Source organism: Paenibacillus antri, assembly GCF_005765165.1.
Lineage (GTDB): Bacteria > Bacillota > Bacilli > Paenibacillales > YIM-B00363 > Paenibacillus_AE > Paenibacillus_AE antri.
On sequence record NZ_VCIW01000026.1, the window covers coordinates 50,536 to 73,473 of the forward strand.

Sequence of the window (22,938 nt, forward strand, 5' to 3'; positions counted from 1 at the left end):
CTAAATGTAGTTGCAATAATGAAATCGAGTTTCATACTGTGAAACACAAGGTTTCGTGAACGCATCATCATTCGAGAGAGAGGATGGGGCGCAATTATGGCTAAACGCGACCATTACGCGGTACGCAAGACGCTCGCGGTAGGAAGCAACCAGTACCGCTACTACTCGCTGAGCGATTTGGAATCGAAGTTCGAGGGCGTCTCGAAGCTTCCGTTCTCCATCAAGGTGTTGCTCGAGGCGGCGATCCGCCAATTCGACGGCCGCGCCATCACGGAAGAGCACGTCGCGCAAATCGCGAACTGGGCTTCCAACAAAGACGACAATAAAGAAATTCCGTTCATCCCGTCCCGGATCGTACTGCAGGACTTCACGGGCGTGCCCGTCGTCGTCGACCTCGCGGCGATGCGCGACACCGTCAAGAAGAAGGGCGGCGATCCGAAGAAGATCAACCCCCTCGTTCCCGTCGACCTCGTCATCGACCACTCGGTCATGGTCGACGCGTTCGGCACGACGAAAGCCCTCGAATACAACCAGAAGGTCGAATTCGAGCGCAACGAAGAACGGTACCGGTTCCTGCGCTGGGCCCAAACCGCGTTCGATAACTTCCGCGCGGTGCCTCCGGGCACGGGGATCGTCCATCAAGTTAACCTCGAGTACCTCGCGTCCGTCGCGGCGACCAAGAAGGTCGACGGCGACACCGAAGTATTCCCGGACTCCTTGGTCGGTACGGATTCCCACACGACGATGATCAACGGTCTCGGCGTCGTCGGCTGGGGCGTCGGCGGCATCGAAGCGGAAGCCGGCATGCTCGGCCAACCGCTATATTTCGTAACCCCCGACGTCATCGGCTTCAAGCTGACGGGCAAGCTCGCGGAAGGCGCGACGGCGACCGACCTCGCCCTCACCGTCACGCAGATGCTCCGGAAGAAAGGCGTCGTCGGCAAGTTCGTAGAATTCTACGGCTCCGGCCTTAGCTCCATCACGCTCGCGGACCGCGCGACGGTCGCGAACATGGCGCCGGAATACGGCGCGACGATCGGCTTCTTCCCGGTCGACGCCGAGACGCTGAACTACCTGCGCGGCACGGCTCGCTCCGAAGAACAAGTCGCTCTCGTGGAAGCTTACTACAAGGCGCAAGGCATGTTCCGTACGGACAGCACGCCGGATCCGGTGTTCACCGATACGATCGAACTCGACCTCGGCAGCGTCGTTCCGTCGCTCGCGGGCCCGAAGCGTCCGCAAGACCGGATCGAGCTGACGGCGATGAAGGAAACGTATAACAACATCGTCCGCACGCCGGTCGACAAGGGCGGCTACGGCCTCAGCGAAGAGAAGTTGGCCGAAGTCGTCGACGTGAAGCACGAGGACGGCTCCGTCTCCAAGATGAAGAACGGCGCGGTCGTCATCGCGGCGATCACGTCCTGCACGAACACGTCCAACCCGAGCGTTATGGTCGGCGCGGGCTTGCTCGCGAAAAAAGCGGTCGAGCGCGGCCTCACGAAGCCGGGTTACGTGAAGAGCTCCTTGACGCCGGGTTCCCTCGTCGTTACGGAGTACCTGAAGAACGCGGGTCTCGTCGAGCCGCTCGAAGCGCTCGGCTTCCACGTTGCAGGCTACGGCTGCGCGACGTGTATCGGCAACTCCGGCCCGCTGCCGGACGAAGTGCAAGCCGCGATTACGGATAACGACCTGACGGTCGCATCGGTCCTCTCCGGCAACCGGAACTTCGAAGGCCGCGTGCATCCGGCCGTCAAAGCGAACTACTTGGCGTCGCCGCCGCTCGTCGTCGCTTACGCGCTCGCGGGCACGGTCGACATCGACCTGAGCTCCGAGCCGATCGGCACCGACAAGAACGGCCAACCGGTCTACCTGAAGGAGATCTGGCCGTCCTCGAAGGAAATCATGGACACGATCAACGACGCCATGAACCCGGGCATCTATGCCTCGAAGTACAGCGACGTCTTCCGCGCGAATCCGCGTTGGAACGAAATTCCGGTCGCCGAAGGCGAATTGTACGAGTGGGACGACAACTCGACGTACATCCAGAACCCGCCGTTCTTCGAGAACCTCAGCGAGCAGCTGGACGACATCCAAGGGATTCGCGGCGCGAAGACGCTGGCGCTGATGGGCGACTCCGTCACGACGGACCATATTTCCCCGGCCGGCAGCATCAAGGTCGATTCGCCTGCGGGCAAATACCTTATCGAGCACGGCGTGAAGAAGGATGACTTCAACTCGTACGGCTCGCGCCGCGGCAACCACGAAGTCATGATGCGCGGCACGTTCGCGAACATCCGTATCCGGAACCAAGTGGCGCCGGGCACGGAAGGCGGCGTAACGAAGTACTTGCCAACGGGCGAAGTCATGCCGATCTATGACGCCGCGATGAAATATCAAGCGGACGGAACGCCGACGGTCGTTATCGCCGGTAAGGAATACGGCACCGGCTCCTCCCGCGACTGGGCGGCGAAGGGCACGTTCCTCCTCGGCGCGAAGGCGGTCATCGCGGAGAGCTTCGAGCGGATTCACCGCTCCAACCTCGTCGGCATGGGCGTACTTCCGCTCCAGTTCGTCGAAGGGCAAAGCTGGAAGACGCTCGGCCTCGACGGTACGGAGACGTTCGAGATCGCCGGCCTGAACAACGACGTGACGCCTGGCCAGACGGTGACGGTGGACGTAACTCGCGCGGACGGCTCCTCCTTCGCGTTCGATGCGATCGTGCGCCTCGACTCCATGGTCGACGTCGACTACTACCGCAACGGCGGCATCCTGCAGACGGTTCTTCGTCAGCTGATGGCGTAATATCTAAAGTACAAGACACGCCCTGCGTTCAGCGGCCTCGCTGCTCGCAGGGTTGTTTTTTCGCCATTATATTCCTTGATAGTTATATAACTGAATGGTAATATATAATGCATGAAGAACAATACGTTATTCGAAATGTTGGCCGAACCGAACCGCCGCGCCATTCTCGAACGGTTACGGCGGAAGGAGCATACGGTCGGCGAGTTGGTCGCGGCGTCCGGCCTTAGTCAACCCGGCGTCTCCAAGCATCTGCGCTTGATGCGAGAGGCGGGCCTCGTCGTCGTGCGCCGTTCAGGCCGGGAGCAGCTTTACAGCCTGCGGCCCGAGCCGCTGCGCGAACTGGACGATTGGCTGCAGCCGTACCGACGCTTCTGGTCCTCCAAGCTGGATCGACTCGAGCGAAGCTTGGACGAAGAAGCCGCCGGTCCGGCATCCATCGACAAGGACAAGGAGTGAAGGGATTGTTAGCGAAAATTACGAAAACCGAATCCGGTCACCTGGCCGAATTCAAGAGAACGCTGAAGCACCCGCCGGAACGGGTATGGGCGATGCTGACCGTCAACGAAAAACTGTCGACCTGGTTTTCCGAGCTGCGAATCGAGGACCTTCGCGAGGGAGGCACGATCTCGTTCGACCTAGGCGACGGGACGTTCGAGGAAATGAAGATCCTCGAATTGAAGCCCTTCTCGGCGCTCGAATACACTTGGGGGAACGATCGGGTGAGGTTCGAGCTGTCGCCCGCGGCGGACGGCGGCACTTCTCTGACGCTGAAGGAATTCATCGGCGAGGTCAACGCCCACACACCGAGAGATCTCGCGGGCTGGGACGTATGCCTCGACGTCGTCGAAGCGCTCCTCGACGACCGCGACTTCGGCGACCGCAAGACGGCGTGGGAGCCGAAATACGAAGCCTACAAGCGAGCGTTGGAGGGCTAGAGCCGCTGCGTCGCCCGCATGCCCCGGCGATCGCCGGGGCGTGCGCAAGCTTAATTCGCCATTGCCCGATTTTTAATATTGCCCGTTCGGTTGATCTTTACCTCGACGCGAATATCCTTCAACGACTCCGGCGTAAGCTCGAGTCCCCCTTGGCTCCGAAGGCTCTTCCACTCCCGGTTTTTCTGCCGATACATAGCGGGCTCCAGCCGAAGCAAGTCCGCGTCTCGTTTCAGCCCCTCGTCGTACAAGCGACGAATCTGCTTCCGAACCTTCTCCTCCGCTTCCTTCTCCATCTCCGATTCCGTCTTGGGGGCCATCGACAGAATGAGCGCACCCGACAGTTTCACGTCGAGGGAGAACTCCGCCCTTCCGTTCCGGACCCGAGGATGAACGATCGTTTTCGGGTTTTCCAGAACGACGGCGGACTGGATCTCTCCCCCCGAATACAAAATCAGCGGCCCCCGATACGACTCCGGTTCGATCCAAGACAGCCCCTGTAAGTCATCTAGATTATACCGCCCCAGCAGCTTATGCTCTTTCATGGCGAACGCGCCGTCGACCATAAGCATTTCCTGAGGCCGATCGCCTTTTTTCCAACGGTTTTCCGATAAAGCGATTGAAGGGAGGAGCACCGTGCGACCCGGCTCTTGCATCTCCAACGTAAACCTGCGAATGCTCATCGGCCGGACGACGGACATCTGCTTGTACGTTTCCAGCGGTTGGTGCAGAACGGATACGGCCGGCGAAAAGGTAAAGATCGACGAAGTGCTGAAGATCTTGTCGATGGGCTTCGAGGTCCCGAAGAGCCATGGCGTATACCGGAGCTCGTAGTACCTGCCTTGAAACTCGTACACCTGCTTCATCGCGTCGCCGTCCTTCAGCACCTTCTCGCCGATCACGACGGCGTTAACATGCCCGTAGAAGATCCGGAGCTGCGAGGTGTGGTACAAATCTTCGATCGCGTTGATGAGGGTACGGCCCCGGCCGATGCCTACCCAAGCCTGCGCCTGTCCCGATTTCCCCGACTCGGACTTCGCGACGGAGGCGAAATCCAGCATTTGGCCGTACACGACGAATTCGCCGTCTTGAAGATCGTATCCGATCGCGGTTAAATAATTGATCTCCTGCAAGTCTTTAATATCCCAGCAGCCTGTTAGGAGCAAAGGAAGAAGACATAACGTCAACGCCGTCTTCGCGAACCCAAGCATCAGGACCCCCTCTTCTTCTGGCGCGTGCCGTCCACCGTGTCCAGCATGTCCGGACGCTTGTTCTTCTTCACCCAAGGTACTCGACTGAACACCAATATCACGTCTTTCCATGTCACGGGCGACAGCGGCGCAAGGTACGGCAAGCCGAAGGAACTTAACGATGCAAGATAGAGCAGGACGCCCATGATCGATAGCATGTAGCCATACATGCCAAGGAACGAGGAGCAAATCATGATGAAGATGCGGGAGATGCTGACGGCGAAGACGAGCGTCTGGTTGACCAAGGTGAAGCTGGCCACCCCCGTAATCGCCGCGACGACGATCAACGTCGTCGAGGCGAGACCCGCGCGAATGGCCGCTTCGCCCACTACGATCCCCCCGACGACGGCGACGGTCGAGCCGACCGCCTTCGGCAGCCGCTCCCCGGCTTCCCGGAACACCTCGAACATGCCGACCATCAGGAACGCCTCCAACGGACCGGGAAACGGGAGACCGATGCGGGACAATCCGATCGTAGCCAGCAGCGGGTAAGGAAGCTGGTCCACGTTATACGAGGTAGCCGCAATATAAAAACCGGGAAGGAGCAAGGAGATCAGCAGGCCGAAGTATCGGAAGATGAGCCCGAAGCTGGACGCCAAATACGGAAAATACGCGTCTTCGGCGGAACGAAGCATGAAAAACAAATTGCCCGGGGCGATGACGGCCGTCGGCGCTCCGTCGGCGACGACGGCGAAGCGGCCGCGGACGAGCGCATCCACGACGAAATCCGGACGGGTCGTGTAGCTGACCAAGGGAAACAAGGAGTACGAATGATCCGATATCATTTCCTCCAAAGGGCTGCTGCCCATGAGAATATCGACGTCGATCCCTCGCAGCCGCTTGCGGGCTTCCTCGATCGTCTCGGGATTCGCGATATCCGGAATATAGAGCAGCGCAACGCCGGTTTGACTGCGCTTGCCGATCGTGAACCGTTCGCAGCATAAGGAATTGCTGCGGAGCCGCTTCCGAACCAAAGCGACGTTCGTAGCCAACTCTTCCACGAAGGCGTCCCTCGGACCCTTAATCGCCATTTCCGTGCTCGACTCTTGCGGCGGCCGCTGCGGAATGTCGGCGAGATCCATTCCGTAGAGGGTGCCGTACCGTTCGATGTAGATGATCAATTGACCTGAAAACACCTGCCGAAGGAGGTCTTCCTTCTGCAGCCGTTTCACGTCCCATTTGTTTTCCAGCCGCATGCCTCCCTCGGTTTCCGGCAGCAACCGCTCCAACTGCGGAAGCACGATCTCATTGATTTGCATCGTCTTGATCATGCCGTCGCAATACAACAGGTAGACGACCGCGGGGCGTTCCCTCTCCCCCAACTCGTACCGCCTCATCATGAAATCGTCGGTGTCTCGAAACATCTCGCGGATCGAATCCGGCGTCAGATCTCGGTTCGTCTCAGCCATTCATCCTCACCTTCGTCCGCTTAGGGATAAGAACCAAAATAAACAGAACGCCCGCCACGACCGCCCCGAATGCAAGCGAAGACGGCAAATAGACGATCTTCATGAAATCGAGATATTGCGTATCGCTGAAAGGAAGCTCCGCGAGGACGACGAGCGCGACGCAGATCCCCGACAGCCAGACGAGGCTTCGCTTCGCATGCGGCTTCCCGTCCGTAATGAGCTCCACCATCAAATACACCGAAACGGAAATCCGGACGAACGCGCCGGACAGCCACTGATAAATCGACAGAAAGTCTACATGCTGAATGTATCTGCCGAGCGTTACGAGCCTCCACTCTTCGAAGGCGGGATACCTCATATTCGCCGCTTCGAAGGGACCGAACTCGGCGATCGCTCCGGTCGCCGGTCCCAAAATGAGCCCTACCAGGAAGACGCCCAATAACGCGATCTTCCAAAATTTAATTTGCGCCTTCGCTTGATGCTGCAGCAATAGGAGTACGACAAGCTCCGCTAACCCGCCGCCTACGTACACGCTGCCGTCGAGAACGGGGATCCATCCGTGCTCCAATATCGGGGTCAGAAAAATATACTCCTTACGCGGGAGATTCGCGCTCATGACGAAATCCCCGAACGCGATGACGAAGGGAAGCAAGATGCCCGACACGATCGCGATCGACCGAATGCCGAACCGAGCCGCGAAGAAGCACAGCGTCATCAAGGACAAGCTCAGCACGAGCTCCGGCGTTCGGGGCAAGTACGTCCCATGCGACCACGAGATCGTCTCTTTCAACGTAAGGGCCGAGATGCAAAAGAGGTAGAGTAGGAAGAGCAATCGCAGCGGCGCGCTCGCGACCCGTCCGAATCGCTCCTTCACCCACGGCAAGAGCGATTGCTGCCGGGTACGTTTCATAATAAAGCGCAGCGCCGCGATCCACGCCAAATACGGAAGGAGCGCGGCCAATACGCTGATCCATGCGTCCCGCTTCGCTTCTTGCAGCAGCGGGGGCAACACCATAACGTGGTTCATGAGCCCCACGCCCAGCATCATGATGCAGAAGATAGGGAAAATTCCAAGACCCGCAGACTTGTTAGGCATAGAAAAAACCCCTCGACGGTCATAATCGTTGCCGTTATGATCACCAAGGGGCGGAGAAATTACTCATATATGGAATTCTGCGATTATTTCATCATCTTGCCCATGCGTCTCGCGGCCTCGATCACCTGAGGAGCGATCTCCCGCATTTTCTCCGGATCGAGCCGGTTCGACGGCCCCGACACGGCGAGCGCCGCGGCGAGCCGACCGGCGCCGGCGAAGATCGGCGCCGCCACCGCCGCCGCGCCCGGCTCCCGCTCCTCGACGCTCGTCGCGTACCCGAGCGACCGAATATCCTCGAGGCGCCGCAAGAACGCCGCCCGATCGATCGACCCCGGCCAATCCGGTCCGTTCATCAGATTGTCCCGCACGCTCTCGTCCGCGAACGCCAGCAGCACCTTGCTGGACGCGCCCACGTACAGCGGAAGCCGAGCCCCGACCGGCGCCACCCGACGGATCGCTTGCCGGCTCTGCACCGCTTGGATTCGGATCCGTTCGTTCCCCTCGCGGATATAGAGGCTGATCGTCTCGCCGACGAGGTCCCGCAGCCGCTCCAACTCCGGCTGCAGCAGCGTTCCCAGATCGTCCGACTGCCCGGACAGCTGCGCCGACAGCTCCCATACCCGGAAGCCGAGACGGTACTTCTCCGTCGCCGCGTCGCGGACGAGGAAGCCCTTGCCCTCGAGCGAAGCGAGCAGCCGGTGGACGGTGCTCTTATGCAAGCCGACCTGCTCGGCGATTTCCGTCAACCCGAGACTCGTATGTTCGGTGAATACCAATAAAATATCCAAGGCGCGCTCGACCGCGCGAACCGTCATTTTCCCGTCTTCCATCCGTTCTGCCTCCATCGCTGCACTCGCATTGTTCCGTGGAGTGAAACTCATTTTCATATTATAAGTATACCACGTGAAACCGCTCCGTAAAGACGTCTTTCCGATCCCTTCGCCTCCGCCTTCCGGACCGGGCCGAATGTTACAGCCGCTTTACAATCGTCTTACAATTCCGGCAAATCCGTTGACCCTCGGTCGGGCCTTCCCTTACTATAAAGTTAACAGCATGAATCAAGGGGGTCGGCCCGATGGAACCTATCGCAACGACGACAATGCCTCTTTCCGCCAACACATACGAAAGCGCTTCCAGTGCGCTTCCGGGTACATACGGCTCTTTACCGCTCGGTCATCCCGGCCGACGCCGCAAGAGTCTATGGGCCTCCGTCGCCGGACTCGCCCTCGCCGTCGTCATCTTGGCGGCCGTCGGCGTCGTCGCGTTGTACGCCTACATCGCCTGGGTGCTCGCGCGTCCGACCGTCGCTCCGCTGCAATCCGACCCGCTCCAGGCGGCCGGCATGGCCTATGAAGACATCGCCTTCCTGTCGGATAACGGAGCGCACCGTCTGGACGGCTGGTACATCCCTGCGTCGACCCCTTCCGGAAAAACCGTCGTCTTCTCCCACGGCTACGGCGGCAATCGCGAAGAAATTTGGGTGCCGATCTACGAGCTTGCCCGCCTCGCGCACGATCAAGGCTTCAACGCCATCATGTTCGATTACGGCTACGTCTATAACAGCGACCGGGTCGTGACCGGCGGCGCGAAGGAATCGAGCGATCTGCTCGGCGCCGTACGATACGCGCGCGAACGCGGCGCCGACGAGGTCGTCGTCTGGGGCTTCTCCATGGGAGCCGGCACGGCGCTCCAAGCGGCGCTCCGCACGGACGACATCGACGCCATGATTCTCGACAGCACGTTCGTGCTCGAGCCGGATACGCTGTACCATAACCTGAAGCAGTACGCGGATCTGCCGCGGGAGCCGTCCCTTACGCTGCTGCGGTGGCTGTATCCGCTTATGAACGGCTCCGGCCTCGGCGAAGTGCCGTATCAGCGAATCAAGAGCACCGCGTACGACATCCCGACGCTTATGATTCATGGTACGCTCGACGAACGATCGCCGTACGAAATCATTCGCGACATCGCCTTGAACCAGACGGCCGCGAACGAACGATCCGAGTTCTGGCTCGTCACGAACGCGACGCACGAGCTCGTCTACCGGAAGGACAAAGCCGAGTACGCCGCGCGCGCGACGTCGTTCCTGAGCCGAGTGACGGAGCCGCCGCTCGCGACCGGCTCGTTGCGACAATGACCGGAATATCGACGGAAAAATGCGGGATGCTAATTCCATTATTGTGGAATGGTGGCATCCCCCGATGGAGAAAGAGCGAACGATCGATTTGATCGATCGAAATACCGCCGCGATCGAAGCTTTGATTCGAGTAAAGATCGACATTTGGCAGGAGCGCGTCCTCTTTACAGACCTGTGGTGGCTCGGAGTCGGCCTATCCGTCGTCCCCTGGATCGTATGGTACCTTGTGCGAAAGAAGTCTAGTACCGACCGTCTGTTCTATGCCGCCCTATTTGTCGCGGTCGTCTCTCTGACGCTGGACGTATTAGGCGATCAATTCGGAATTTGGCATTATCGGTTCAACGTCATCCCGGTCCTTCCCACCTATCTGCCATGGGATCTTACGCTGATGCCGGTAACCGTTCTCCTGCTGCTTCAGGCGAAGCCGAGCGCGAATCCTTATGCGAAAGCGATCTTCTTCGCTCTGCTCGCTTCGTTCGTCGGCGAGCCATTGTTCGATTGGCTGGATATCTATCACCCCAAGAATTGGCGATACGTCTACTCTGTCCCGATCCAGTTTCTCATCTATCTAGGAGCCCACGCCGCGAGCCGAAGGAGCGCCTTCGAGCCGTTAGCGTAGCGTTGCCCGCGCACGAGAAGGGTATAACACGACGTTCAAAAAGGCGAACGTAAACTCCTTCACGTGGTAAAATGGAAGTACCGCCGACCATACTCGCCCATAATCAAGCAAGCGGCAGTAGGCCAAAACAAGAAAACGGTCGGTCAGGAATAGCTCCCGATCGACCGCTTTCTTGTTTTCATTGAGGAACTACTCTCCGTTAGTGGATTTTTATCCGCTTATGGGACAGCCCCTTCGTCTTCTCCGACCGCTTTATCGAATCAAGGACAGAAATTCCGCCCGCAGCGCCGCATCGGTCCGGAACCGTCCGCGCACCGCCGACGTCACCGTCTTCGCCCCCGGCTTCTTCACGCCGCGCGCGCACATGCACAGATGCTCGCCTTCGACGACGACCATCGTGCCGTGCGGCTGCAGCACCTCCTCGAAGATGTCCGCGATCTGCGACGTAATGCGCTCCTGCACCTGCAGCCTTCGCGCCACCGCCTCGACGAGCCGCGCGAACTTGCTGAGGCCCGCGATGCGCCCGCTAGGAATGTAACCGATATGGACCTCGCCGAAGAACGGAGCCATATGATGCTCGCACTGCGAGTAATAGACGATGTTCTTCACGACGACCAGCTCTTCGTGGCGTTCGTCGAACGTGACGCCGAGCACCTCGCGCGGATCGACCTCGTAGCCGGCGAAGATTTCCTCGTACATCTTGCGAACGCGCTTCGGCGTCTCGACGAGCCCTTCCCGGTCCGGGTCTTCCCCGATCAATCGAAGAATCTCGCGGATATGACCCTCGATAAGCTCTGCGTTCTCGTTCGCGCGCGAGTTGATGTAATGTTTGACATCCGCGTTCGGATTCGTCGGTTCGAATGGGTTCGCGCCCATATTCTCCACCGCCCTTCGTCTTATGGCTTACTTGCGCCGCCGGCCGCCTGCGCCGGGTTGGTTCCGCAGCATCTGCTGCATCTGGTTCATCTGCTTCTGGTTGACGTTGTAGCCCATCTTCTTCGCCATCTCGCGAAGCATGTCCGGATTGTTCTGCATCGCTTCCATCTGCTTGCGCAAGTAATAGACGCCTATGAAGAAGCCCCCGACCAGCCCGGCGACGAGCGTGACGATCGGGATGACGATGTCGTACCAAGCCATAAAGCACCCCACCCAACTTAGGAAAATGTTCGAAAAACTGCTTCCATCATAGCATGGACGCAGGCGCCGATACAAACGGCGGGACCCGATTCGGGCCCCGCCGCGACGATCGCTTTTCGGTTACATCAAGACCGCCTCGATGAACAAGGTCGGATGCTTCGCGAGGTCGAATTCCTTCACCTCGAGCTGATTGTCGTCCTGCTTGACGACGCGGACGACGGGACGGCTCGGCAGCCCGCGATGCTGCCCGACGACGACGCCGACCTCCTTGTTCGTAAGCCGCACGGACGCGCCGGTCGGGTACACCGACACCGTCTTCAAAAACTCGACGAGCACGTCCTTGTCGAGCTGCCGGCCGGCCATAGCCATCATCCGCTCGCACGCCTCGTGCGGCATGATGCGGCGGCCCTTCTCGTCCATGCTCGAGACCAGGTTGTCGTACGTGTTCGCGACCGCCACGATCTTCGCGTAGACGTGAATCGCGTCTCCCCCGAGTCCGCGCGGCAAGCCGGTGCCGTCCACATGCTCGTGATGCTGGAACGCGACGTGCGCGATCAACAAGCTGTACTCCCGCTTCAGCTTCAGCGTCTCGAAGCCCCGCCACGTATGGTGGCGCCGCATGTCGCCGTCGGCGTCGTCCGAAGCCGCGGCGCCGACCTTGCCGATATCGTGCAGCAGCGCGCCGATCGCCAGCTCCTTCATCTGCGTCGGGGTAAAGCTCATGTTCATCCCGACGACCGCCGACATCATGCATACGTTCATCGCGTGGATGTAATCGGCGTTTTCCTTCGAGCGGATGTCGGACAGGTGGACGAGCACGTCCTTGTTCTTCAGAATGTCTTCCAGGAGCGAATCGATCGTCACGCTGACGTTCTTCGTATTGAATTCTTTGCCGGAACGGACGGTTTCGAACACTTCCCCCATCTGCCGGATGACCGCGCGCTTCGTCTCCTCGGAGACGACCTCCGGAATGTCGACGTCGTCGTAATGTTCGTCCTTAATATAAACGAACGTCACGCCGATCCGATTCAGGGTGTTTATCATATAGACGGTCAGCTGCACGCCCTCGCTCAGGAGCACCGCCCCGTTGCTCGAAAAGATCGTCCTGCCCAAATATTGTCCCGGCTCTAACGCCTCGATCGGAACGTATTTCACGTTTGGATTCGCACCTCAAGTCATGCTCGATTCATGTTGCTCGTACCTATCTTATCATGTTTGACGGATGTCATTCATCGCTTTTTGAATCGCGCGTTTCGCTTCCGGATCGGTTTCCCGGTCGCAGGCTTCCCGAAGCGCCTTCGCCGCCTCCGGACCGCCGATGCGACCGAGGGCCCAAGCCGCCGTGCCGCGGATGACCGGCCTTTCGTCTCCGAGAAGCAGTTCCGTTAGATCGGGAACCGCGCTGGCGTCCTTGAAGTTGCCGAGCGCGATAATCGCGTTGCGCTGGATCGGCTTCTTGCCGCGCCAAGCGGCCGAGCTCGCGCCGAAGCGTTCCTTGAACTCCCGGTTGGACATCTTGAGGAGCGGCTTCAGCAGCGGCTTCGCGATGTCCGGGTCCGGCTGCAGCTCCGGATGATGGGTCCAGTTGTAGCCCTTATTCTTCGGGCAGACGACTTGGCACGTGTCGCAGCCGTACAGCCGATTGCCGATCTTCCGCATCAGCTCGTCCTCGACGAAGCCCTTCGTCTGGGTGACGAAGGAGACGCAGCGCGTCGCGTCGAGCTGCCCCTTCCCGACGAGCGCGCCGGTCGGGCACGCGTCCATGCAGATCGTGCAGTCGCCGCAGCTGTCGGTCACTGGCGTATCCGGCGGGAACGGAATGTCCGTGATCATCTCGCCGAGATATACCCAGGAACCGAACTCCGGCGTAATGACGGAGCAGTTGTTGCCGTACCAGCCGATGCCGGCCCGCTCGGCCACGGCCCGATCGACGAGCGCGCCCGTGTCGACCATCGACTCGACGCGGCATTCCGGCACGAGCTCTTTCAGGAACGCTTCGAGCCGCCCCATTCGCTCCCGCAGAATCTTATGATAGTCCTCGCCCCACGCGGCCCGCGCCAGAATGCCGCGATAGGCGCCGGGCTCGGACTTCGGCGGCGACTTCATCTTCGCCGGGTACGCGACAGCGATCGACAAGATCGACCGCGGCTCGCCTCCCGGGAAGCTGTGCCTGGGGTTCACGCGCTTCTCGAGATCGGGCTCTTCGAAGCCGGACTCCCGTCCGGCTTCGCGATGCCGCGTCAGCACGTCGAACAGCTCCGTGAACGGATCCGCCGACGCGAAGCCCAATTTATCGATGCCGAGCTTCGGCGCCTCCTCGAGCAGTCGGCGCTTGACCTCGAGCCATCGGCTCCGTTCCGACACGTCGAAGACCTCCTTTCCTTCCGACCTATAACGAAGACCCGGTCGCTGTCGAAGCGAAGTCCGGGCCGTTAGGGGTCGTTTCTCGTTTTCCATAATTCGTAATACCGCAGCGCTTCCTCGTCCTGGAACGGAGCGTCTCCTTGCTTCATGCGCCGGAGCAGCCCCTCCATCCCTTCCTTGACCTTGCTCTCCACGAGCGAAGGATACTGATATAACGCGCGATGGGTTCGGTATTCCTCTTCGTCCACGATATGGATCGCCCCGTCGGGCAGCTTGATCGCGTCCAGATCGTAATCGATGTACGTCACCGTATTGTCGTAATACGTGAACGGCGAAGCGATATTGCAATAATATCGAACGCCCGTCGACTCGAGCAAAGCCACGATATTGAACCATTGCCCCGGCAGGAAGAACGTCACTCCCGGAACCCTGCTCACCCACTCCTTGCCGTCCGACTCCCGGATGCGCGTGCCGTGGTTAATATACACCCGGAACCGCTCCTTCGCGTGCAGGGGGTGCAGCGCCGATTCCGGAACGGGCCAATTCTCGTACCAGATGCGGTGAATATGGCCGTTATGTTTGAAGCTCTTGATCACCACGTTGTTGTTAGACGACATATGCGAACACCTTCCATGCGCGTAAAGAAACAAAAAGCATATCGGCCTCCGATACGCTTCAACTTTTAATATATGTACCTAACTATATTACAATTACGTGCCCGCCACAATGCTTAGTTTCTTGAACGCCTTCGTGAACGAGTTCATATCGAAGCCGAGCGATTCGAACACGGGCAATACCGGCTCGTTATGCGCGTCCACCGGCACTAGAATCCGGTTCACCTTGCGCTCGACGAAGCGCTCCTGCAGCGCTTGAATCATGGCCTTCCCTACGCCCTTGCGGCGGTGGAACGGATCGACCGCGAGGCGGTAATAATAGCCGTCGTTATTGTCGATCGTGCCGATCACGACGCCGACGATCGTACCCTCGGATTCGGCGATCATGACGAGGCTGCTGTCCCACGACAATTGGCGGGCGAAAGCTTCCATCGAATCGTGAAAGCATTGTTCAGAGAGGGAGTTTTCCATCAGTTGCGTCACTTCGGCATAATCCGACAATTGAAACGAGCGAACGTACATATGCTTCTCTCCCAGCTTTTGCGAAGTCGTAACGCTATAAATACGACAAATTTCAGCATATTCCTTCCCGAATGTTAAAAAAACGTTAAAAAGATATGAATTGTTTGTGATAGCGCTTTATAGGAAGCGTTTACACTGGATTAGATGTATATTCCTTGGAAATTCGAGCATCCTACCCTTGGTTCGATCGATGCGCGGAAGGAGGTGCATAGCATTGGAGGGAACGATACGGCTGCTGCAGCAGCTGTCCGACGTGCCGATCGAGCGCTGGACCGAGGCGGAGCTGCGCCGCGCTCACGATATGCTCAGCGACGCGTCGCCGTGGCTCAACTCGCAGGGCGTCTCGCTCCATCATCAGGTGATCGACGAGCTGAAAGGACGCGAGCGATCGCCGACTTTAGAAACATAAATGTTGATTTATTACACCCATTGGGGGATAATGAACATGATTCTAAATTACATATTATTGGGAGGAATGATTCTCATGCCACACCAATTGCCGCCATTGCCGTACCCGAACAACGCGCTTGAGCCGCACATCGACGCTCAGACGATGGAGATTCACCACGATCGTCACCATGCGACGTACGTGAACAGCTTGAACGCCGCGCTCGAAAAATATCCGGAACTCCAAGACAAGTCCCTCGAAGCGCTGATCTCCGACCTGAACGCCGTTCCGGAAGACATCCGCACCGCGGTTCGCAACCACGGCGGCGGCCACTCCAACCACTCGATCTTCTGGTCGACGATCGGCCCGAACGCGGGCGGCGCGCCGACCGGCGCGATCGCAGCCGCGATCGACAGCGAGCTCGGCGGTTACGAAGCGTTCAAGGAAGCTTTCACGAAGGCGGCTACGACTCGCTTCGGCTCCGGCTGGGCGTGGCTCTCGGTCGACGCGAACGGCAAGCTCGTCGTGTCCAGCACGGCGAACCAAGACAGCCCGTATATGGAAGGCGCTACGCCGCTCCTCGGCATCGACGTATGGGAGCACGCGTACTACCTGAAGTACCAGAACAAGCGTCCGGATTACATCGGCGCGTTCTTCAACGTCATCAACTGGGACGCGGTCAACGCTCGTTACGCGGCTGCGAAGAAATAAGGCTTTTCGGAAAACGGAAGAAGGCTGCCCCCTCGTCGCCGAGGCGGGCAGCCTTATTTTTACGCCTTTTTCGAACGCGTCAAAAGTGGTTGTCAAACGGTTCTCCTCGCCCTTAAAATGTCAAAGTCGCACTGTCGACATGTTTCGACAAATTTCTGCCGACATCCAGAGGGGAATCGAGATGACGAAACTGAAGGCGATCCTGTTTCTGCGGAACGTCAAAAGCGTAAAGTCGAAGACGATGCTCATCATTCTTCCGGTCACGGTCGCCATCCTGCTGACTGTCGCCATCGCCGCATACGCGCAATCCCAACGCATGCTTCATGCGGAAGCGGAACGCGTCTTACAGTATCGGGCGGAAAGCTTAACCAATCAAATCGATCGGGATCTGCTCGCTCATCGGAAAGTAACGGAGACGCTCGCTCAGTCGGTGAAAACGACGTTCGGGGATTTCGCGTTGGACGACTACCGGCGTTTGACCGAGAGCGCATTGGACGCCAACGCCGATACGATCGGGATCGGGATCTTTTTCCAACCGAAGGCTGCGGACCCCTCAGCCGTCTATTTCTCCAATTACAGCTACATAACGGAAGACGGAACGGCAACGTCCACCCAAGTTTACAACGATCCCGCTTACGACTACCATAACCATCCCTGGTACACCGTCGTCGGGACGAACGGGGAACGCGGAGCCGCTTTCGCCCCTCCCTTTTTCGACGAGACGGTCGGCATTCACATGGTCACCGCGTCGGTCCCGGTGTTCGACGATCGACAGCGGTTTATCGGCGTCGCGACCGGCGACATCGATTTGTCGACGATCCAGGAGCGCATCGCCCAGGCGAAGGTAGGCGAAACCGGACGAGCGTTCCTAGTGGACACCCAAGGAATGTATATCGCCGGCGTCGATTCGGAACGGCTCATGAAGACGAACGTCGCCGACGATCCGAACGCCTCATTGGCCGCCGTCGGCGCGAAGATGCTGCAAGGCGAGTCGGGCGCCGACGACTTCATGGATGAAGACGGCTTACAGCATCTGTATTATACCGCCATCCCATCCACGCAGTGGAAGCTCGGCGTCGTGATCCCCGATCGAGAGCTGTCGGAGCCCGCGAGCCGGCTGTTGAAGACGATTCTTGCGATCGGCGCCGCCGGCGTGCTGCTGCTCGCCGTCGTCATCTACCTGTATACGCGATCGATCGCGCTGCGAATCGGACGATTCAACCGACTGTCCGACGCGATGGCGCAAGGGGACTTCACCCGGCGGATCGAAGCGGACACGGCGGACGAGTTCGGCGCGATGGCCGCGAATTTCAACGGGACGTTGACGGACGTGGGCCGGACGCTTCGCGTCGTGACCGAGCGCGCCGCGCAAGTAACGGAGACGTCCCGGCAGCTGCGGGCCGGCGCCGAGGAGACGAATCAAGCCGCGCAGTCCGTCACGCTGGTCATCCAAGATATCGCCGGAGGCGCCGATCGGCAAGTCCAAGGCGCCGACGAAAGCGCCCGCGCGCTCGAAGAGATGTCCGTCGGCATTCAGCGGATCGCGGAATCGTCTTCGATCGCGTCCGAGACGACGAACGACGTGTCGCAGCGGGCGCAGGCGGGGAACGACCTCATGCGCCGCGCCGAGGAACAGATGCAGGTCATCCTGCGTTCGGTCGACGAGTCGCAGGTCGCCATCCGCCGATTGGCCGACCGTTCGAAAGAGATTCAACAGATCGTAGAAGCGATCACGGAAATCAGTGCGCAGACGAACCTGCTCGCGCTGAACGCGTCCATCGAAGCCGCGCGGGCGGGCGAGCACGGCAGAGGCTTCGCCGTCGTCGCCGGCGAAGTGAAGAAGCTCGCGGAGCAGACGAGCCGCTCGACGATGCAAATCGCCGACCTGATCGGCATGATTCAATCCGAAACCGTCGCCGCGGTTCGCCTGATGGATGCGGGCGCGGCCGAAGCCGGCGCCGGTTCGGCGATCGTCGGCGAAGCCGGGACCGCGTTCGAGAGCATTCTCGCGAGCATTCGGGAAGTCGCCGCCCAAGTGGAAGACGTCTCCGCTTCGGCGGAGCAGATGTCGGCGGGCTCGCAGCAGGTGACGGCGTCCGTCGCCGAGTTGGCCGAGATCGCCAAGCTGGCTTCCGACAATACGCAGCATGCGGCGTCGTCCTCCGAAGAGCAGCTGGCCGCCATGGAACAAATTACGGCGTCCGCGATGGAGCTGAGCGAGATGATGCAAGAGCTGCAAACCATGATTTCGAGGTTCAAGGTGTAACGGAGCGTAAGACAAGAAGGGCCGCCCTTTTCGTCCGAAGGACGAAGGCGGCCCTATTTCTTGTATGGCTAGGGAACGTTGCCGTTCCCTATTCCGCGGGAGTCGGCGCTTCGCTTCGCTTCCGCGCGCGCGCTGCGCCCCCGCGGAACAACCGATTCAGCGCCAGCGCGCCAAGGAAGCTTCCGGCCGAAGCCGCCCACTGCGAGTGGAACGGCAGGAACAACGCGTAATACACCGCGGTGCTCCCCGCCATATCGATCGCCAGAAATCGCCTCAGCCGCGCGCGGGTGACGACGACGATCACGATGTCGCGGTTGTTCTTCATGGTCCAGCCTCCGGTCCGGTCTATGAGCCTTCTCTTCTCATTGTACCGTCGGGCGCCGTTGTCCTATGCCCGCTTCTTTCCGCCTATGCGGGGATAAACCCTTCCGCCTTCAACAGCCGCACGAAGACGTTCGGCAGCGGATGCACCTCCATGCCCGCGCGGTCGACCCATCGATAAGGCTCCTGCAGCGGCGCGCTTTCCGCCGTCGCGGCCGTCAGCCGGTGCACGCGCAGATTCCAGTGGATATGGCTGAACGTGTGCTCGGCCACCCCGACCGGCTCCGCGGGCCGCACCGCGCCGGACGCTTCCGGGCCCAGCTCCGCGCCGAGCCAACCGGCGAGCGCGTCGCCGACCGCCGCGTCCGCCATCGCCGCCGGCCACCCCATCGCCGCGAATTCGACGTGCGGCAGCTCCCACATGTCGGCGAGCAGTCCCGTCGCCGGGCGCTTGCGCAGCAGGACGCTGCCGCCGTCCTCGCTGACGACGAGCGCGCAGGCGCGGTACTCCGGCCGCGGCGGCTTCGCCTTCGTCTTGATCGGCAGCGATTCCTCCTTGCCTTCGAGCCGGCCCGCGCACCGCTCCATGACCGGACAAGTCAGGCAATGCGGGGATTTCGGCGTGCACACGAGCGCGCCGAGCTCCATAATCGCCTGGTTGAAGTCGGACGCCTCTCCTTCCGGGATCAGCTCGTATTGCAGCCGCTCCATCATCGCCCGCGTGCCGCCCTTCGCGACGTCCTCCTCGATGCAGAAATATCGCGACAGCACGCGCATGACGTTGCCGTCGACGGCCGGCTCCCGGCGGTTGAAGGCGATGCTCATGACCGCGCCCGCCGTGTACGGCCCGACGCCCTTCAGCTCGGAAAATCGTTCCTTCGTATCCGGCACCGTACCGCCGTATCGCTCCGACACTTCCCGCGCCGCCGACTGCAGGTTTCTCGCGCGCGAGTAATACCCGAGCCCTTCCCAAGCTTTCAGGACCTTCTCCTCCGGCGCCTTCGCGAGCGCATCGACCGTCGGGAACAACGTCACGAACCGCTTGAAATACGGCTTGACCGTCTCGACCCGCGTCTGCTGAAGCATCACTTCCGACACCCAGATATGATACGGGTCGCGGCTGCGCCGCCAAGGCAGGTCGCGCTTCTGCACCCGATACCACGCCAGCAGCTCCTTGCTGAAATACGCCTTCGCCTCTTGCTCTTGCATCCTTCTTCCCCAACCCCTCTATTTCGATCGACCGACGGACCCGCTGACGCGATAATTGCCGAAGCGGATCAGCCGCTTCAGCAGCGCCGACAGCTCGTCCGGGTCGCGGTGACGCAGCTTCATCCGAACGTTATAGGCATAACCCGCCCTCTCGCATTATAATGTGGATCATGCGGATTTGAGAAGAGGAGATGCCCCGATGCGCGTTCAATGGATACGTCATTCCGCGTTCGCTCAACAAGGCTTCGGCAGGATCGGGCGACGAACGGGGATGGCCGCGGGCTTCGCGCCGCCCGGGGGCGGAGCGGGGGTACAGCCATGAGCGGGCGCGACGGCGTTGTTTTGGACGTTCATGCCGATCGTCTCGCGCGGAGGGAGCGGTTCTTGGCGCGTGCCGGGCCCCGCCCTCGGCGTCTTGGCCGGCATGGGCGTCTTCGGATACGCCGTAATGGCTGCGCTGCTGTTCGCCTCGTACCGGTACGTGCCGATCGGCGTCGCCGTAACCGTCTTCTACACGTACCCGCTGTGGGTGAACGGACTTACCGCGGCGCTCGTCGGAACGCCGATGAGCCGCCGGAAGACCGGCGGCTTGCTGCTGTCGCTCGCGGGGCTCGCCGCGATGTTCGGCGGCGGCTGGAACGAGCCGGCCCAAGCGGCGGGCATCGGCCTCGCCTTCGCCGCGGCCCTCGTCTACGCGGCGTTTATTCTCGTCAGCGATCGCGTGCTGCGGCGCGCGAGTCCGTACGTCAGCTCGGCGTACGTCGCGGCCTTCGCGGCCGCCGCGCTGGCGCTCTTCGCCTGGGCGACCGGCGGCTTCGAGCGGCTCGCGGCGCCTTCGACTTGGGCGCCGTGGGCGGCGGCGGGCTCGCTCGCGTTCGTCTCGACGTTCGGCGCCATTACGCTGTTCGCGGCGTCCGTGCGCCGGCTCGGGCCGAATACGGCCTCGATCGTCAGCTTCGTCGAGCCGCCGGCCGCGGCGGCGCTCGGCGCGCTGTTCTTGCAGCAGACGATCGAGCCGCAGCAGATCGCCGGCGGCGCGCTGATCTTGATCGGCATCGCGTTGGCGCAAACCGAGAAGGCCGCGGCCTCGGACGCTCGAACGGTACATTCGTAGACGACGTTCGTTAGTTCCAACCGATCGAAGCCCGCACTCTGGCGGTGCCGGAGCGCAGGCGACGTCGCAGCGGCTTCGGCCGCTTCCAGCCGTCGCGCCGCGCGGCGGCATGACGGCGGCGCTGCGCCGCCCACAGGGCGCCCATCGCCGCGACCCCGGCCCCTCCCGCGGAAAGCAAGCCGCCGTCGAACCAAGTGACATAGAAGCTTATCGCGCAGATGACGGCGGCGGCCTGAATCGGAACCACCGTTCCAGGGTCCGAGGCGGCCGAGCGTTCTTCCTTGAAGCTATCGTACGCATACCTCGACACCGCGAGCAGCCGCGGAACCGACCGCAGTCCGGCGACGCACGCCGCCGCCGCGGCGACCGCCGGCATCGCGTCCTCGATCCGCCATATTCCGGACTCCGCCGCCAGAGCGGCGCGAACGCTCCCTTCGACGCCGATCAGCAGCGCGCCGACGACGACCGCTCCCGCCGTTCGCCCCGCGCGCCGACGCAGAACGCTTCGGACGGGCGCCGCGAGCAACCGGCTCGCCGACATCGCCGCCGCTCCCCATACGAAGAGCGATGCGATCCCGTATATGATCTCGAACGATCCCCCTGCCTCCGTCAACTCGATCCCCCCGTACTGACTTAATAGTATAAGCTTACTCCCGTCAGGGGTTCGAAGGAACGGGCTCCGGCATGAACGCTCCCGCGACTCGAGTCTAGGTTTCTTCCCGCTCCGCCACCGCGAAGGCGGTCGCCCACCCGTCCGCGTGCGAGATCGACAAGTGCAGCCGGAGGCCCGCCGCGACGTCGCGCGCGACGGTGCAGCAAGGCTTGCCGCGCTTGTCCGGCAGCACCTCGATGTCGTGGAAGGCGAGATCGGCGCCGATGCCGCAGCCGAGCGCCTTCGACACCGCCTCCTTCGCCGCCCATCGACCCGCGACGAACTCGACGGTTCGCGCCGGGGCAAGGTTCTTTCCCGATAAATACTCCCGTTCCGCGTCCGACAGCACTCTCCGCAAGAACGCTTCTCCCCGCGCCCCGCCGAGCAGATTCCCGATCCGTTCCGTTCCGACGATATCCGTTCCGACCCCGATAATCATCAGTAATTCGCGCCTCGCTTGCTTGAATAGTTGCTTCCAGTGTACCGGAAAATAACCGAATATGCGAAAATACGAGTAGAAACGGAGGGGTCTCGAAATGGCATACGAACCATTGCAGGCGCCGGAAGCGGCGAGGCTTCAAGTAGAGACGATCGTACGTTTGCTGAAGGAGACGCTGGGGGCGCCGCTCGTCGGCGTCTACTTGCACGGCTCGCTCGCGATGGGATCGTTCCAACCGGAGCGCAGCGATGTGGATATCGTCGCCGTGTACGACGGAGACGTGTCCCCGGGCGCGAAGGCGATGATCGCGACAGGGCTGCTGGGCCTGTCGGGCGCGCCGCATCCGATCGAGCTTCATGTATGCAAGCTTGCCGACTTGCACCCGTGGCGGCACCCGTGCCCGTTCGCGTTCCATTACAGCGAAGGGTGGCGCGGATCGTTCGAGGCGGCGCTCGCCGAAGGCGGAGACGGAGCGGCCGCGGACGGGGGCTTGCCGGAGCGACCGCCGTCTTCAGCGGCGCTGGAGCGGCTTGGGGCGCTCGCGGCGTTCGCAGGGGCGCTTGACCCCGACCTGGCGGCGCATGTGCGCGTCGTCCGGGAGCGGGGCGTCGCGCTGTGGGGACGCCCGATCGCGGCGACGTTCCCCGCGGTGCCGGACGCGGACTACCGGGCGGCGATCGTCGCCGACGTGGACGTGCCGTTCCGCGACGTATCGAAGCAGCCGGTGTACTATGTGCTCAATTGGCTTCGCGTGCTCCGATTCGTCGCCGACGGCGCGGTGCTGTCCAAAGAGGAGGCCGGCGTCTGGGGCATGTCCGCGATGCCGCTGCACATCGAGGTCGTCGCGGACGCGCTGAAGCTGTATCGACGGACCGAGCCGCGGGAGTCGCTCCACTTCGACGTGGAGCCGCTGCAAGCGTTCCTGCGCGCCTGCCGCGCGCGGCTCGGAGCGTAGGCCG

24 protein-coding genes are annotated in these 22,938 nt (G+C 61.1%); 10 read left to right on the forward strand and 14 right to left on the reverse strand.

Going from position 1 to position 22,938, the window contains the following annotated elements; all coding sequences use genetic code 11:
* The first annotated feature begins 96 nt into the window (after nucleotides 1-96).
* The 3 genes from acnA to FE782_RS27910 all read left to right on the forward strand — a co-directional run bounded on the left by acnA (nucleotide 97) and on the right by FE782_RS27910 (nucleotide 3,737).
* Nucleotides 97-2,802, forward strand: coding sequence for an aconitate hydratase AcnA (gene acnA / locus FE782_RS27900; RefSeq protein ID WP_138197640.1), 2,706 nt, complete (start codon nucleotides 97-99; stop codon nucleotides 2,800-2,802).
* A 111-nt stretch (nucleotides 2,803-2,913) separates the two neighbouring features.
* Nucleotides 2,914-3,258: an ArsR/SmtB family transcription factor gene (locus tag FE782_RS27905; protein ID WP_138197641.1), complete on the forward strand. Its 345-nt coding sequence runs from the start codon at nucleotides 2,914-2,916 to the stop codon at nucleotides 3,256-3,258.
* A gap of 5 nt (nucleotides 3,259-3,263) precedes the next feature.
* Nucleotides 3,264-3,737, forward strand: a complete 474-nt coding sequence (locus FE782_RS27910; RefSeq protein WP_138197642.1) for an SRPBCC family protein — start codon at nucleotides 3,264-3,266, stop codon at nucleotides 3,735-3,737.
* A gap of 50 nt (nucleotides 3,738-3,787) precedes the next feature.
* On the opposite strand, the gene FE782_RS27915 is transcribed toward FE782_RS27910, so the two are convergent.
* From FE782_RS27915 to FE782_RS27930, 4 genes are all read right to left on the reverse strand, one after another.
* The gene (locus FE782_RS27915; protein ID WP_158299592.1) at nucleotides 3,788-4,945 is read right to left on the reverse strand and encodes a Ger(x)C family spore germination protein; all 1,158 of its coding nucleotides are present in this window, start codon (nucleotides 4,943-4,945) and stop codon (nucleotides 3,788-3,790) included.
* On the reverse strand, nucleotides 4,945-6,393 hold the full coding sequence (locus tag FE782_RS27920) for a spore germination protein (RefSeq protein ID WP_238392689.1): 1,449 nt from the start codon (nucleotides 6,391-6,393) through the stop codon (nucleotides 4,945-4,947). Before FE782_RS27920 ends, FE782_RS27915 begins: the two co-directional genes overlap by 1 nt.
* Nucleotides 6,386-7,489, reverse strand: a complete 1,104-nt coding sequence (locus tag FE782_RS27925) for a GerAB/ArcD/ProY family transporter (protein WP_138197644.1) — start codon at nucleotides 7,487-7,489, stop codon at nucleotides 6,386-6,388. Before FE782_RS27925 ends, FE782_RS27920 begins: the two co-directional genes overlap by 8 nt.
* Before the next feature lie 83 nt (nucleotides 7,490-7,572).
* Entirely contained in the window at nucleotides 7,573-8,319 is a 747-nt protein-coding gene (locus tag FE782_RS27930) for an IclR family transcriptional regulator (protein WP_138197645.1), read from the reverse strand.
* A 245-nt stretch (nucleotides 8,320-8,564) separates the two neighbouring features.
* Here FE782_RS27930 and FE782_RS27935 point away from each other — a divergent pair, with 245 nt between their 5' ends.
* Both FE782_RS27935 and FE782_RS27940 read left to right on the forward strand, forming a co-directional pair.
* Entirely contained in the window at nucleotides 8,565-9,623 is a 1,059-nt protein-coding gene (locus tag FE782_RS27935; RefSeq protein ID WP_138197646.1) for an alpha/beta hydrolase, read from the forward strand.
* Between the two features lie 64 nt (nucleotides 9,624-9,687).
* A complete protein-coding gene (locus tag FE782_RS27940) occupies nucleotides 9,688-10,242 on the forward strand; it encodes a CBO0543 family protein (protein ID WP_138197647.1) in 555 nt (184 codons plus the stop codon).
* Between the two features lie 252 nt (nucleotides 10,243-10,494).
* On the opposite strand, the gene folE is transcribed toward FE782_RS27940, so the two are convergent.
* The 6 genes from folE to FE782_RS27970 all read right to left on the reverse strand — a co-directional run bounded on the left by folE (nucleotide 10,495) and on the right by FE782_RS27970 (nucleotide 14,879).
* Nucleotides 10,495-11,118 carry a GTP cyclohydrolase I FolE gene (folE, locus tag FE782_RS27945; RefSeq protein WP_138197648.1) on the reverse strand — a complete coding sequence of 208 codons (624 nt, stop codon included), beginning with the start codon at nucleotides 11,116-11,118 and terminating at the stop codon, nucleotides 10,495-10,497.
* Nucleotides 11,119-11,145: 27 nt separating this feature from the next.
* Nucleotides 11,146-11,379, reverse strand: a complete 234-nt coding sequence (locus tag FE782_RS27950; protein WP_138197649.1) for a YneF family protein — start codon at nucleotides 11,377-11,379, stop codon at nucleotides 11,146-11,148.
* A gap of 120 nt (nucleotides 11,380-11,499) precedes the next feature.
* Nucleotides 11,500-12,534, reverse strand: a complete 1,035-nt coding sequence (locus FE782_RS27955; RefSeq protein WP_138197650.1) for an HD-GYP domain-containing protein — start codon at nucleotides 12,532-12,534, stop codon at nucleotides 11,500-11,502.
* 54 nt (nucleotides 12,535-12,588) lie between these two features.
* The gene (queG, locus tag FE782_RS27960; RefSeq protein ID WP_238392690.1) at nucleotides 12,589-13,743 is read right to left on the reverse strand and encodes a tRNA epoxyqueuosine(34) reductase QueG; all 1,155 of its coding nucleotides are present in this window, start codon (nucleotides 13,741-13,743) and stop codon (nucleotides 12,589-12,591) included.
* Nucleotides 13,744-13,811: 68 nt separating this feature from the next.
* Nucleotides 13,812-14,360: a DUF402 domain-containing protein gene (locus tag FE782_RS27965; RefSeq protein ID WP_138197652.1), complete on the reverse strand. Its 549-nt coding sequence runs from the start codon at nucleotides 14,358-14,360 to the stop codon at nucleotides 13,812-13,814.
* A gap of 93 nt (nucleotides 14,361-14,453) precedes the next feature.
* On the reverse strand, nucleotides 14,454-14,879 hold the full coding sequence (locus FE782_RS27970) for a GNAT family N-acetyltransferase (protein WP_138197653.1): 426 nt from the start codon (nucleotides 14,877-14,879) through the stop codon (nucleotides 14,454-14,456).
* Nucleotides 14,880-15,093: 214 nt separating this feature from the next.
* Here FE782_RS27970 and yfhS point away from each other — a divergent pair, with 214 nt between their 5' ends.
* From yfhS to FE782_RS27985, 3 genes are all read left to right on the forward strand, one after another.
* Nucleotides 15,094-15,288: a mother cell protein YfhS gene (gene yfhS / locus FE782_RS27975; RefSeq protein WP_138197654.1), complete on the forward strand. Its 195-nt coding sequence runs from the start codon at nucleotides 15,094-15,096 to the stop codon at nucleotides 15,286-15,288.
* 75 nt (nucleotides 15,289-15,363) lie between these two features.
* Nucleotides 15,364-15,978 (forward strand): superoxide dismutase, encoded by a 615-nt coding sequence (locus FE782_RS27980; RefSeq protein WP_138197655.1) that lies wholly within the window; start codon nucleotides 15,364-15,366, stop codon nucleotides 15,976-15,978.
* A 181-nt stretch (nucleotides 15,979-16,159) separates the two neighbouring features.
* Nucleotides 16,160-18,244 (forward strand): methyl-accepting chemotaxis protein, encoded by a 2,085-nt coding sequence (locus tag FE782_RS27985; RefSeq protein ID WP_158299593.1) that lies wholly within the window; start codon nucleotides 16,160-16,162, stop codon nucleotides 18,242-18,244.
* An 88-nt stretch (nucleotides 18,245-18,332) separates the two neighbouring features.
* Here FE782_RS27985 and FE782_RS27990 read toward each other — a convergent pair whose 3' ends face one another.
* Together FE782_RS27990 and mutY are read right to left on the reverse strand one after the other, a co-directional pair.
* The gene (locus FE782_RS27990; protein WP_138197657.1) at nucleotides 18,333-18,569 is read right to left on the reverse strand and encodes a hypothetical protein; all 237 of its coding nucleotides are present in this window, start codon (nucleotides 18,567-18,569) and stop codon (nucleotides 18,333-18,335) included.
* Between the two features lie 83 nt (nucleotides 18,570-18,652).
* The gene (gene mutY, locus FE782_RS27995) at nucleotides 18,653-19,774 is read right to left on the reverse strand and encodes an A/G-specific adenine glycosylase (protein ID WP_138197658.1); all 1,122 of its coding nucleotides are present in this window, start codon (nucleotides 19,772-19,774) and stop codon (nucleotides 18,653-18,655) included.
* Between the two features lie 337 nt (nucleotides 19,775-20,111).
* On the opposite strand from mutY, the gene FE782_RS28000 reads away from it, so the two are divergent.
* A complete protein-coding gene (locus tag FE782_RS28000) occupies nucleotides 20,112-20,888 on the forward strand; it encodes a DMT family transporter (RefSeq protein WP_138197659.1) in 777 nt (258 codons plus the stop codon).
* Between the two features lie 10 nt (nucleotides 20,889-20,898).
* Here FE782_RS28000 and FE782_RS28005 read toward each other — a convergent pair whose 3' ends face one another.
* Both FE782_RS28005 and acpS read right to left on the reverse strand, forming a co-directional pair.
* A complete protein-coding gene (locus tag FE782_RS28005; protein WP_138197660.1) occupies nucleotides 20,899-21,501 on the reverse strand; it encodes a hypothetical protein in 603 nt (200 codons plus the stop codon).
* Nucleotides 21,502-21,595: 94 nt separating this feature from the next.
* The gene (gene acpS / locus FE782_RS28010; RefSeq protein ID WP_138197661.1) at nucleotides 21,596-21,979 is read right to left on the reverse strand and encodes a holo-ACP synthase; all 384 of its coding nucleotides are present in this window, start codon (nucleotides 21,977-21,979) and stop codon (nucleotides 21,596-21,598) included.
* Between the two features lie 97 nt (nucleotides 21,980-22,076).
* On the opposite strand from acpS, the gene FE782_RS32455 reads away from it, so the two are divergent.
* The gene (locus FE782_RS32455) at nucleotides 22,077-22,934 is read left to right on the forward strand and encodes an aminoglycoside adenylyltransferase domain-containing protein (RefSeq protein ID WP_158299594.1); all 858 of its coding nucleotides are present in this window, start codon (nucleotides 22,077-22,079) and stop codon (nucleotides 22,932-22,934) included.
* Nucleotides 22,935-22,938: the final 4 nt, after the last annotated feature.